This is a genomic window from Arthrobacter sp. H41, from assembly GCF_000520535.1.
Lineage (GTDB): Bacteria > Actinomycetota > Actinomycetes > Actinomycetales > Micrococcaceae > Arthrobacter_D.
In genome coordinates this window covers 70,100-82,182 of sequence record NZ_KI914800.1, presented here as the reverse complement: position 1 = coordinate 82,182, position 12,083 = coordinate 70,100, and the positions used below count along the sequence as shown (strand labels likewise).

10 protein-coding genes are annotated in these 12,083 nt (G+C 67.7%); 8 read left to right on the top strand and 2 right to left on the bottom strand.

Annotated elements, in window-relative coordinates; translation table 11 throughout:
• From Y705_RS22355 to Y705_RS19180, 7 genes are all read left to right on the top strand, one after another.
• Nucleotides 1-613 (top strand): homoserine kinase (locus Y705_RS22355; protein WP_444826181.1); only part of this gene is annotated, 613 nt, incomplete at its 5' end.
• Nucleotides 614-868: 255 nt separating this feature from the next.
• A complete protein-coding gene (locus Y705_RS19185) occupies nt 869-1,444 on the top strand; it encodes a homoserine kinase (RefSeq protein WP_049822599.1) in 576 nt (191 codons plus the stop codon).
• A gap of 296 nt (nt 1,445-1,740) precedes the next feature.
• Entirely contained in the window at nt 1,741-4,029 is a 2,289-nt protein-coding gene (gene rho, locus Y705_RS0110640) for a transcription termination factor Rho (RefSeq protein WP_026532835.1), read from the top strand.
• Between the two features lie 205 nt (nt 4,030-4,234).
• Nucleotides 4,235-5,314, top strand: a complete 1,080-nt coding sequence (gene prfA / locus Y705_RS0110635; protein WP_026532834.1) for a peptide chain release factor 1 — start codon at nt 4,235-4,237, stop codon at nt 5,312-5,314.
• On the top strand, nt 5,307-6,224 hold the full coding sequence (prmC, locus tag Y705_RS0110630; RefSeq protein WP_253908579.1) for a peptide chain release factor N(5)-glutamine methyltransferase: 918 nt from the start codon (nt 5,307-5,309) through the stop codon (nt 6,222-6,224). The genes prfA and prmC overlap by 8 nt, the downstream gene beginning before the upstream one ends.
• Nucleotides 6,225-6,258: 34 nt before the next feature.
• Complete coding sequence (locus Y705_RS0110625) at nt 6,259-7,161, top strand: glycosyltransferase (protein ID WP_049822598.1); 903 nt, start codon at nt 6,259-6,261, stop codon at nt 7,159-7,161.
• A 57-nt stretch (nt 7,162-7,218) separates the two neighbouring features.
• Nucleotides 7,219-8,145 (top strand): L-threonylcarbamoyladenylate synthase, encoded by a 927-nt coding sequence (locus Y705_RS19180; RefSeq protein WP_081737975.1) that lies wholly within the window; start codon nt 7,219-7,221, stop codon nt 8,143-8,145.
• On the opposite strand, the gene Y705_RS19175 is transcribed toward Y705_RS19180, so the two are convergent.
• On the bottom strand, nt 8,090-9,058 hold the full coding sequence (locus Y705_RS19175) for an NAD-dependent epimerase/dehydratase family protein (RefSeq protein WP_049822597.1): 969 nt from the start codon (nt 9,056-9,058) through the stop codon (nt 8,090-8,092). The two genes, Y705_RS19180 and Y705_RS19175, sit on opposite strands and share 56 nt — an antisense overlap.
• The gene (locus Y705_RS19170; protein ID WP_049822596.1) at nt 9,055-10,131 is read right to left on the bottom strand and encodes a glycosyltransferase; all 1,077 of its coding nucleotides are present in this window, start codon (nt 10,129-10,131) and stop codon (nt 9,055-9,057) included. Before Y705_RS19170 ends, Y705_RS19175 begins: the two co-directional genes overlap by 4 nt.
• A 96-nt stretch (nt 10,132-10,227) precedes the next feature.
• On the opposite strand from Y705_RS19170, the gene Y705_RS19165 reads away from it, so the two are divergent.
• On the top strand, nt 10,228-12,083 hold a 1,856-nt coding region (locus tag Y705_RS19165; RefSeq protein WP_081737973.1), incomplete at its 3' end, for a polysaccharide biosynthesis protein.

Below are 12,083 nucleotides of genomic sequence, written 5' to 3'. Positions count from 1 at the left end.
AGTGGCTGCGAACGCGCTGCTCGACGACGCCGACCGGATGGATGACCAGGCCCTTCTGCAGTGGTGCGCCACGCTCGAAGGGCACCCGGACAACGTGGCAGCAGCCCTTTCGGGATCGCTGGCGATCTCCTGGGAAAGCGGGAGGGCCTACTCGAGCGCCCGCCTCGAGGTACACCCGGACGTCATCCCCGTCGCGGCCGTTCCGGGCGGGTCGCTGTCGACGGAGAGCGCACGGGCGCTCCTGCCACCGTCGGTATCTCACCGGGATGCAGCAGCCAATGCAGGACGCGCAGCGCTCCTGGTCCATGCACTGTCGGCCCGCCCGGACCTGTTGCTCCCGGCGACCGAGGATTCCCTTCACCAGCAATACCGGGCACCGGCCATGGTGGCCAGCGCGATGCTGGTGCAGGCACTCCGGGCGGAGGGCTTCGCCGCAGTCATTTCCGGCGCCGGCCCCACGGTGATGACGCTGGCGGTCGGCGAGAGGCAGGCGGCCGAGGCCGGAACCGCCCTGCGGTCACTGCTCGAGGCGTCCGGCACGCCGGAATCCTGGCGGGTCCTCCGACTGGATGTGGACCGCGAAGGTGCTAAACTGGAGGTGCACCCGGGGTAGGAACCGTCTTTACGTTCCTACCGTGTGCTTCTGTTGGACCGGCCGTCATTCTCTTCCGACCGCCGTGAAACTGCAAACCTTTCAGCAGTAGCACGAATTCCGGTGCAGCCTCCGAACTTATCGTTGCATGGGTGGGTCGCGAACCTTCCCCGTGCGGATATCCCTAGGCTCTGATCTGTACGACATTCTCGTGGAGATTGATGTCGTTGCCGCTTTGCCTTCCTAGATCGGAAGAGCACCGACGACGCCGACCGGATGGATGACCAGGCCCTTCTGCAGTGGTGCGCCACGCTCGAAGGGCACCCGGACAACGTGGCAGCAGCCCTTTCGGGATCGCTGGCGATCTCCTGGGAAAGCGGGAGGGCCTACTCGAGCGCCCGCCTCGAGGTACACCCGGACGTCATCCCCGTCGCGGCCGTTCCGGGCGGGTCGCTGTCGACGGAGAGCGCACGGGCGCTCCTGCCACCGTCGGTATCTCACCGGGATGCAGCAGCCAATGCAGGACGCGCAGCGCTCCTGGTCCATGCACTGTCGGCCCGCCCGGACCTGTTGCTCCCGGCGACCGAGGATTCCCTTCACCAGCAATACCGGGCACCGGCCATGGTGGCCAGCGCGATGCTGGTGCAGGCACTCCGGGCGGAGGGCTTCGCCGCAGTCATTTCCGGCGCCGGCCCCACGGTGATGACGCTGGCGGTCGGCGAGAGGCAGGCGGCCGAGGCCGGAACCGCCCTGCGGTCACTGCTCGAGGCGTCCGGCACGCCGGAATCCTGGCGGGTCCTCCGACTGGATGTGGACCGCGAAGGTGCTAAACTGGAGGTGCACCCGGGGTAGGAACCGTCTTTACGTTCCTACCGTGTGCTTCTGTTGGACCGGCCGTCATTCTCTTCCGACCGCCGTGAAACTGCAAACCTTTCAGCAGTAGCACGAATTCCGGTGCAGCCTCCGAACTTATCGTTGCATGGGTGGGTCGCGAACCTTCCCCGTGCGGATATCCCTAGGCTTCCAGCACACCCGGCCACCCCGGAAAGTTTCCGGCTCGGCCGAACCCCGCCTGTCCTCTGCGGCATCGGGGCAAACCAACGCGGCACACCCGAGGGTGGCCGCCCGACGAGGGGGAAGGATCCTTCGTGACTGAAACCACTGACCTGTTACCAGGTGTGGACCAACAAGCCGCCGAATCAAACGGCGCACCGGCATCGAACGGCGCAGCAACCAAGAGCAGCGGCCTCGCAGGCCTCAAGCTCGCGCAGCTGCAGGCGCTTGCCGGACAGCTGGGTATCACCGGCGGATCACGGATGCGCAAGAGCGATCTTGTGTCGGCGATCTCCGACCACCAGCGCGGCTCGGCCGTAGCCGACCGCCAGAAGACTCCCGCAGAGCGCCCCGAGACCGCGACGCGCCCCGAGACCGCGGGGGCCGACAGGGCGCCCGCGAAGGACGCCGGAACCCACCAGGACTCACCGGCCGGGCAGGACAACGACGCTTCCCCGCAGGCCGAACGCCAGCCCCGCACACGCAACCGGAACCGCCGCGCAGGCAGCGACGGCGTCGTCACGGCGCAGGCCCCCGCGGGTCCGGCTGACGCAGCTTCCCCGGTCGGGGGCACGTCCGGTGAAACTCCCGGACAGAATCCGACGTCGGGGTCCGGCCAGAACGCCGGCAGCAGCACCGACTCCGATTCCGGCAGCGACGCCCGCAGTGACTCCCGGAACGGGTCCGGCGAGTCCGAGGACCGCTCGAACGAGCGCGAGAACACCGGCCGCGGACAGCGGAACCGCCGCGGACGCCGCGGCGAGGAACGCTCCGACAACCAGCAGGCGGAGTCGGATACGCCGGCTGATGCACAGCAGGGTGAGGCAGGGAACTCCCAGCAGGGCGAGAGCCGTGCCGACCGCAATGAGCGGCGCAACCGTTCACGCTCCGAGCGCGACGACGACCGCAACGCCGACAGCCGCAACGCTGACACTCGCACGTCGGACAACCGGAACGACCGCAACGCCGACACTCGCACGTCGGACAACCGGAATGACCGCAACGCCGACACTCGCACGTCGGACAACCGGAATGACCGCAACGCGAACGCGAATACCAATGACGACGAGGGTCGCGGGCGCAACCGCCGGAACCGTCCCACGCGCAACGGCCCCCGCGAGGACGACCGCAGCAGCCGCTTCCGCGACCGGAACGATCGCAACGACCGCAACGAGCGCCGCCGCAGTCGCAACCAGAACCCCGAGGTCGACGACGTCGAGGTCACCGACGACGACGTCCTGCTGCCCGTTGCCGGCATCCTCGACGTGCTCGAGAACTACGCCTTCGTGCGGACCTCCGGCTACCTTCCCGGGCCGAACGACGTCTATGTGTCGCTCGCCCAGGTGAAGAAGTACAACCTGCGCAAGGGTGACGCCGTCGTCGGTGCCATCCGTGCACCCCGCGAGGGCGAGACACAGGCCAGCACGCGCCAGAAGTTCAACGCCCTGGTGCGGATCACCACGGTGAACGGCAAGCCGGCCGAGGACCTCAAGGACCGCGTCGAGTTCGCGAAGCTCGTGCCGCTGTATCCCTCGGACCGCCTGCGCCTCGAGACGGATCCCAAGAAGATCGGGCCCCGCGTCATCGACCTCGTGGCGCCGATCGGCAAGGGCCAGCGCGGCCTGATCGTGTCGCCTCCGAAGGCAGGCAAGACCCTGATCCTCCAGGCGATCGCGAACGCCATCACCATCAACAACCCCGAGGTCCACCTCATGATGGTGCTTGTCGACGAACGTCCCGAGGAAGTCACCGACATGCAGCGGACCGTGAAGGGTGAGGTCATCGCCTCGACCTTCGACCGACCTGCCGATGACCACACCACGGTGGCCGAGCTGTCCATCGAGCGCGCCAAGCGCCTGGTGGAGATGGGCCAGGACGTGGTGGTCCTGCTGGACTCCATGACCCGCCTGGGCCGTGCCTACAACCTCGCCGCTCCGGCGTCGGGCCGTATCCTCTCGGGCGGCGTGGACTCGGCGGCGCTCTACCCGCCGAAGCGTTTCTTCGGTGCCGCCCGCAACATCGAGAACGGCGGTTCGCTGACCATCCTCGCCACTGCGCTGGTGGAGACAGGTTCGAAGATGGACGAGGTGATCTTCGAGGAGTTCAAGGGCACCGGCAACATGGAGCTCCGGCTTTCCCGGAACCTCGCCGACAAGCGGATCTTCCCCGCCGTCGACGTCAATGCTTCGGGTACCCGCCGCGAAGAGAACCTGCTGTCGCCTGACGAGGTCAAGATCATGTGGAAGCTCCGCCGTGTGCTCTCCGGTCTTGAAACGCAGCAGGCGCTCGAGCTGCTGACCAACAAGATCCGCGAGACGCAGTCCAACGTGGAATTCCTGATGCAGGTCCAGAAGACCACGCTGGGGTCCAAAGACTCCGATTAGCTGCGCTGAGCCGCTCACGGCACCGCCCGTCCAGGGCAGCCCGCGTTCCCGGATTCCCCGGGAACGCAGGGCCGCTCCGGGGCCGGGGGAGTCTTGGGCGGCTCTTGCGGTTAATATTCCCATCGAGTGCGCAGAAATGACGGCTATCCGGGCCGGAAGCCGTAATTTGTGCGCAATGGATGATATCCAGAAAGAGGTTTCACGAATGTTCGAGTCCATCCAGGGCCTGCTCGATGAGCACTCGGAGCTGCAGCTCCAGTTGTCCGACCCGGCAGTGCATGCCGATCAGCAGCTGGCGCGGAAGCTCGGCCGGAGGTACGCGGAACTGGGGCGGATCGTCGACGCCAACAATCGGTGGAGCGCCCTGAAGGACGACCTCGAGGCCGCCCGCGAAATGGCAGGGGAGGATCCGGAGTTCGCCGCAGAGGTACCGGTCCTCGAGGAGCAGCTGTCCCTCGCGCAGGAACGCCTCCGGCGCCTGCTCATCCCGCGGGATCCCAACGACGGCCGCAATATCATCATCGAGGTCAAGGGCGGCGAGGGCGGCGACGAGGCAGCCCTGTTCGCCGGAGACCTCCTCCGCATGTACTCGCGCTACGCGGAGTCCCGCGGCTGGAAGACCGAACTCCTCTCGGCCAACGAGTCGGACCTCGGCGGCTACAAGGATGTCCAGATGGCGATCAAGGGTTCCTCGAACGACCCCGCCGACGGCGTCTACGCCAGGCTCAAGTTCGAAGGCGGCGTGCACCGCGTCCAGCGGGTGCCCGTGACGGAGTCCCAGGGCCGCATCCACACCTCGGCCGCGGGGGTGCTCATCCTTCCCGAGGTCGATGAGCCCGAGGAAGTGGACATCAACCAGAACGACCTCAAGATCGACGTCTACCGCTCATCCGGACCCGGCGGTCAGTCGGTGAACACCACCGACTCCGCCGTGCGCATCACCCACCTCCCCACGGGGATCGTGGTCGCCATGCAGAACGAGAAGTCGCAGCTGCAGAACCGGGAAGCGGCAATGCGCGTGCTGCGGTCGCGGATCCTCGCGGCGAAGCAGGAGGAGATCGACGCCGTCAACTCGGACATCCGGAAGTCGCAGATCCGCACCATGGACCGCTCCGAGCGCATCCGTACCTACAACTTCCCCGAGAACCGCATCGCCGATCACCGCACCGGCTACAAGGCCTACAACCTGGACGCCGTCATGAACGGTGAGCTCGAGCCCGTGGTGCAGGCCGCCATCGAGATGGACGAACAGGCCCGGCTCGATGCCATCGGGGCGGATGAGTAGCGGGCCGAGCGGGCGGACCAGTGAGCTGACCGTGGGCTCGGGCGCCCTCGGGCAGGCACTGCACGACGCCGTCCGGCGCCTCACGGCGGCGGGAGTGCCGAGTCCGCGCGTCGACGCCGAACTGCTCGCCGCCCACCTGCTGGGAGTCAGCCCCGGGCGCGTGAGGGCCTTGGCCCTCACCGACTCCGCGGCTCCCGACGGGTTCGGGGACCTCGTGGAGGAGCGGGCGCGCCGCACTCCGCTGCAGCACCTCACCGGCATCGCCTACTTCCGGTACATCGAACTCGCTGTGGGCCCGGGCGTCTTCATCCCCCGCCCCGAAACCGAGTCCGTGGCGCAACTGGTGATCGACCATGCACTTCGACTCGACGCGCCGAAGATCGTGGACCTGGGCACCGGTTCGGGGGCCATCGCGGCCTCGATCGCGGACGAGGTGCCCGGCGCCGGCGTCTATGCCGTCGAATTGAGCGACCTCGCGATGGCGTGGGCGGAGGGCAACCTCCGGCGGTACGGGGTGACGCTCGTGCAGGGCGACTTCGCCGACGCCCTCGCGGAGCACGACGCGACTTTCGACGTCGTGGTGTCGAATCCGCCCTACATCCCCTCCGCCGCTGTGCCCAACGAGCCCGAGGTGGCCCTTTACGATCCCGAACTGGCGCTGTACGGCGGGGGAGAGGACGGCATGGAACTCCCCGCCGCCGCCGCGGCGTCAGCGGCACGACTCCTGAAGCCGGGTGGCTACTTCGTGATGGAGCACGCCGAGGTACAGGCAGGCTGGGTGGCGTCGCTCCTTGGGCGCGCCGGATGCTGGCTGGACATCACCACCCACCAGGACCTCACCGGGCGCGACCGCGCCTCGAGTGCGGTCCTCGCCGGCCCCGCGCCGGCAGAAGGGACGAGGACTCCATGACATACCACCCCACCTGCCCGAGCGGATCCGTGCGATGACGGAACCCCAGGCGAAGGTCGCCGTCGCCGCCGTCACGTTCGACCGTCCCGGTGAGCTCGCCCTGCTGCTCGGGGGCCTCGCCGCGCAGACCGCGCCGATCCACTCGATCGCCCTCGTCGACTCCGGGACGGTACCGGCGTCCGACGTCGTCGCCTCCGGCGGAAGCAACATCAACTACCTGCGGTCCGAGGCGAACCTCGGGGGTGCCGGCGGATTTGCCTTCGCCATCCTCGCCGCCATCGCCAGCGGCGCCGAGTGGATCTGGATGATGGACGACGACGGCCATCCCGAGGACGAGCACTGCCTCGCGGAGCTGCTGAAGGCCGCGGATGAGCACGAGCTCGACGTCGTCAGTCCCCTGGTGGCGGCCACGGGAGATCCGGGCCGGTTGTCCTTCAACTTCCGCATCAACGGGCTCATCACCAATGAACGCGCGCGGCTCGAGCCCCTGGGATACCTCCCCAATATGGTGCACTTCTTCAACGGTGCCCTGATCCGCACCAGTGTCTTCTCCACGGTGGGCCTGCCCGATATGAAGTTCTTCATCCGAGGTGATGAAGTCGACTTCCTCTCGCGGGTGAAGAAGGCCGGCCTGAAGTACGGCACTGTGACAACAGTCGCCGTAAGGCATCCGGCGTCCTGGGGTGAGATGAAACCGATTTTCCGGGGTTTTCTCACACCGGTCATCCCGGAGGGTGAGTACAAGCGGTTCTGCTACTTCCGCAATCGGGGCTACCTCACACGGAAGTACCGCAATCTGAGGTGGTTCGGCGCGGACATCGTCGGATTTCCCTACTATTTCCTCACCAACGGTGACTTCCGAGGGCTGGTCGCGTGGTTCAGCGCCTACTCGAAGGGCTTTCGGGGGGCCGGTTTCGGCCCTCCGCCCGGCGCCTGAACAGCGGCCCTGACTCCCGATGTGCACCAGTGTTCCAGCGAATGGAAGAATGATCCCGTGACCACCAGCTACGACTGTTCCGATCCCGACCAGCGCAGCGAAGGCATCGCTGCCGCGCAACGGGCGCTGGCAGCTCGACAGTGCGTCGTCATCCCCACCGACACGGTCTACGGCATCGCTGCCGACGCCTTCTCGCCCCAGGCCGTGGCGACCCTGCTCGCGTCGAAGGGACGCGGGCGCAACATGCCGCCTCCCGTCCTCATCCCGAGGGTGCAGACCATGGACGGCCTGGCGATCGACGTCCACCCTGATGCGCGTCGGCTGGCCGCGGCGTTCTGGCCGGGTGCGTTGACCATCATCTGCCACGCCCAGCCGTCCCTCACCTGGGACCTCGGCGAAACCCTCGGCACCGTGGCGCTGCGCATGCCCGATGACCGCGTGGCCCTTGACCTGCTCACCATGACCGGTCCGCTGGCGGTCTCCTCCGCGAACCGGACCGGCCAGCCGGCTGCCTCCACGGCCGCCGAGGCGATGGCCCAACTGGCGGACTCAGCAGCGGTCTACCTCGACGGCGGCGGTCGTTCGGCCGGTTCGGTAGGCTCGACCATCGTCGACGCGACGGGGGACGTCCTCCGGGTGGTCCGGCAGGGCTCCATTCCCCTCGACCGGCTGAGGCGGACCGTCCCCAACCTCCTCGGCATCGATGAAGCGCCGGCAGAGGATCCGGAAAAGGGCGGAACTCCCGGAGCAGTCGATTATGACGCCGAACCTTCTGACACGAAGCCTTCCGCAGTCGAATCTTCCGGCGCTGAATCTTCCGGCGCTGAGTCTTCCGGCGCTGGATCCTCCGTAGTCGAGTCTTCCGGGGCTGAATCCTCCGGCGCCGAGTCTTCCGGCGCCGTGCCTCCGGCCGCCGGATCGACGGCAGTCACCGCTTCCGAACCCGAGACACCTGTTCGGCTGCAGCCCCAAGAACGGCCCTGACCCGGGGCGTCGGCACCAACGATTCCCGCTCCGCCCACCCGGGCGCCTGGGCCTGGCCGAACCACATCAGCTCCACGCGCCGTACCGCGCCCGAGAGGCGCCCACCGGCAAGGGCCGACGCAGCGTAGCCGCAGCGCAGCGCGCCACGGCACAACCAGCGGGGGAGCTGCCGCGGCCTGCCGCCGGCTGCCTCGAGGACCGTCCGCACCGTCAGTCCCTCCCAGGGTTGAAGGACGAGGAACGGCGGCTTCGACGGGATATTGCCGACCGCCACCACCAGGTCGGCCAGAGCACCGACCGAGACCACGGGTGTTGGAGCCTCGCCGGGAGCAGCGACCGATGCCAGCGGGGAGCGTGCAAGCCGGGCCAGCGCCACCGTGGTGGGGCGGGCCGGACCCTGGACCGAAGTAGCCCGCACCACCGTGACCTCCAGGCTGGTGCCGGTATCCGTTCGGGTACCCGAGGGCCGCAACCGCAGGGCCTTTTCGCCGAGCGCCTTGCTGCGGGAATAGGCCGAGAACGGGCTCGTGAGTTCGGTCTCGTCGAGCACCGGCCTGCTGCCCTGCACTGCGGCACTGCTGAGATGGATCAATCGCTCCACGCCTCCGCGCCCGGCTGCCTCCGCAAGGACAGCCGGCAGCAGTGAATTGGCGCCGCGCAGTTCCCGTGTATCAGCAGAACCGGGCGCGGCGAGTCCTGCCGCATTGACCACGACGCTGCACGGGCGAAGGGCATCCTCCAGCTCCGCGAGGCAGGGGTGGCCCCGGGCCTCCTCCGCCAGTCGACCGGCGTCGAACAGGTCCGTGGCCAGCCGCGGAGCGGGAATGGAAACGACGTCGATCCCGGCCTCGCGAAGGGCCGAAACCACGGCCGAGCCGACGAAGCCGGAAGCCCCGACGACAGCCCAGCTCACGATGCGCCCCGGGTGTCGATGCCGTTCGCTCCCGGAATCCCCTCCGAAGCGCCGCGGCCCGGGATGTCGTCGGCAGGAACTCCCCGTTCGCCCGCAGAACCCCCGGTCGGAGGGGGAGCGGCAGGGGCCAACGGAGGCATCGGCTGCCAGTCCTCGTCGGCGAGGATCTTCCGTGCCTCGCGCCAGCCGCGTCGGACGACGCCGAGCCCGGAGAACGTGTGCTCCACGGCCAGGAGCCGGAACACTTCCTTGGCCGCCGTCAGCGCGGTGCCGAGGGCGAAGCCGGTCCGATTCCAGCGACCCTCGTGCTGCAGGTACCTCGCCAGGTGCCCGCGGTTCCGCATCGCGCAGAACCTGCCGAGGTCGCTCGAGTCGTTGAGGTGCCTCAATCCGAGGTCGATCTGCTTCTGCGGGCGTGCCTTCCGCAGGACGAACTCGTCAACGTAGGCGACGGAGTAGCGCTGCGAGATCAGCCAGCCGTAGGTGGTGTCGTCGCCGTTGAGGAAGAACCGGGGATCCGGCAGGCCCACGTCGCGCACCACGTCGGAGTGGACCAGCATGCCTTCGAAGCATCCGACGTTCGTGTGGAACACGCGGGAGTCCGCGAAGACGTTCCCCCGCACGGGAAGGTGGACGCCGAGGACCTCATTGAAGTGGTGCTGCCAGAAGAAGGGCTTGCCCGAGGAGTCCCACCGGCGCCCGTGGAGGCACCGGTAGCGCTCCATCCAGGGCTTCAACGCGCCGAGCGCGTCGGGGAGGGCCACGACGTCGTCGTCCATCAGCCACAACCAGTCCGCTCCTTCGGACAGTGCCCGCCGGATTCCCGCGGAGAAGCCGCCGGCCCCGCCGACGTTCGCCGGCAGCCGGTGGTGGACGAGGGGGAACGGCAGCGCGAACGCAGCATCGGCCACGACGTCGGCCGTCGAATCGGTGCTCGCGTTGTCGACCACCACGACGCCGGCCGGTGCCGGATCGAGCAGGGCCACCGAGTCGAGGAGACCGCGGAGATAGGCGGACCGATTGAAGGTGGTGATGACGAGAAACAGGCGGCCGCCCGCTGCTGGGTCCTGCAACGTGATCCTTCCGCGCCGCGTCACCGCCCAAAACTGCCTGGGCCGGGCTACTGCGGTTAGTATTCTCGGGTAGGACGAGTCTAGTTGTTAGGAACCATGAGACAAACCGGCGGTCGACCCGACTCCCAGAACCCGGCAGCCGCCTCCGGAGCTTCTCAGGCGACGAAGACCTCGGAGGAAACTCCCAGAGGGGAGAAACCTGCGCTCTGGCTCTGGTCCCAGTACCTGCTCGACGCCGTCGCCTGGGTGGTCGCGATCGTCCTGGCGCTGATCCTGCGCTATGAACTCCTGGTGAAAGCGATCAACATCGAGGGCGTCGCCGTCTTCTGTGGAGTTGCAGTCCTTGCACAGCTTGTCGTGGGCCTGAGCTTCGCACTGTATCGGGGACGCTACAGCTTCGGCAGCTTCCACGAGGCGCGGCTCCTCGTCATCGTCACCGTCCTCGTCTCGGTGATCCTCGTGCTGGTGAGCGTGGCCTTCTTCACGGTGATCGAGGTGCCCCGAAGCATCGGCATCATCGCGTTTCCATTTGCCTGCATGTTCCTTGCCGCCACGCGGTACCTGAAGCGGATGTACGTGGAGAGCAAGGCGCGGCCGGGCGAGGACGCCCAGCGCACGCTGATCTACGGCGCGGGCTTCCTCGGCAATTCACTGGTGGCACGGATGATGCAGGACCCTGAGTCGCCCTACGTGCCGGTGGGCCTGATCGACGATGATCCGGCCAAGAAGCATCTGCGGCTCTCCTCGGTTCCTGTGCTCGGCCGGCTCGAGGAACTCCCGGCGATCGCCGCGCGGACAGGGGCCTCCATCCTCGTCCTCGCCTTCTCCGAGGTCGAGGCCTCCCAGGTGCGGAGAGTCTCCGACCTCGTAGCGGGCCTCGGCATCAAGGTCCTGGTGCTGCCGCCGCTGCGGGACATGCTGGGAACCGGGAAGGGACTGTCGGATTTCCGCGAGGTGGCCGTCGAGGACCTCATCGGCCGGCGGCCCGTCGATATCCACGCCGACGAGGTGGCCGGCTACATCACCGGGAAGCGGGTCCTCGTCACGGGGGCGGGGGGCTCGATCGGTTCCGAACTGTGCCGCCAGCTCGCCGCCTTCAACCCTGCCGAACTGATCATGCTGGACCGGGACGAGACCGGCCTCCAGTCGACGCAGATCTCCCTGACCGGCAGGGGCCTGCTCACCGGCCGTGACACGGTTCTCGCCGATATCCGTGATTCCGATGCACTACTGGATATCTTCGAGGACCGGCATCCGGAAGTGGTCTTCCATGCCGCCGCGCTGAAGCACGTCTCGCTGCTCGAGCAGTATCCGGAGGAGGCGTGGAAGACCAACGTGCAGGGCACGCTCAACGTCCTGCGGGCCTCCGCCGCCGCAGGCGTCACCAACTTCGTCAACATCTCGACGGACAAGGCAGCCGATCCCACCAGCGTGCTCGGCCACTCCAAAAGGGTCGCGGAGAAGCTGACGTCCTGGCATGCGCAGCAGTCCGGGCAGAAATACGTCTCGGTCCGGTTCGGCAACGTCATCGGCAGCCGCGGCTCCATGCTACCGCTGTTCACCGAGCAGATCCGCAGCGGGGGGCCCATCACCGTGACGGATCCCGAGGTCACGCGCTTCTTCATGACCATTCCCGAAGCCTGCCAGCTCGTGGTCCAGGCCGGTGCCATCGGTCGCGGGGGAGAAGTGCTGATCCTCGATATGGGCGAGGCCGTACGGATCCTCGACGTCGCCCAGCGGATGATCGCCATGTCGGGCAAGGACATCGATATCGTGTTCACCGGCCTGCGTCCCGGGGAGAAGATGCACGAGGACCTGATCGGCGTGGGTGAGGACGATTCGCGGCCGCTCCATCCGAAGATCTCGCACACCTCGGTCGCTGCCCTCGATCCTGTGCAGCTCGATCTCCAGGAGTGGAAGACCCGCGGAGGCTTCGCGGCAGGGCAGCGAAG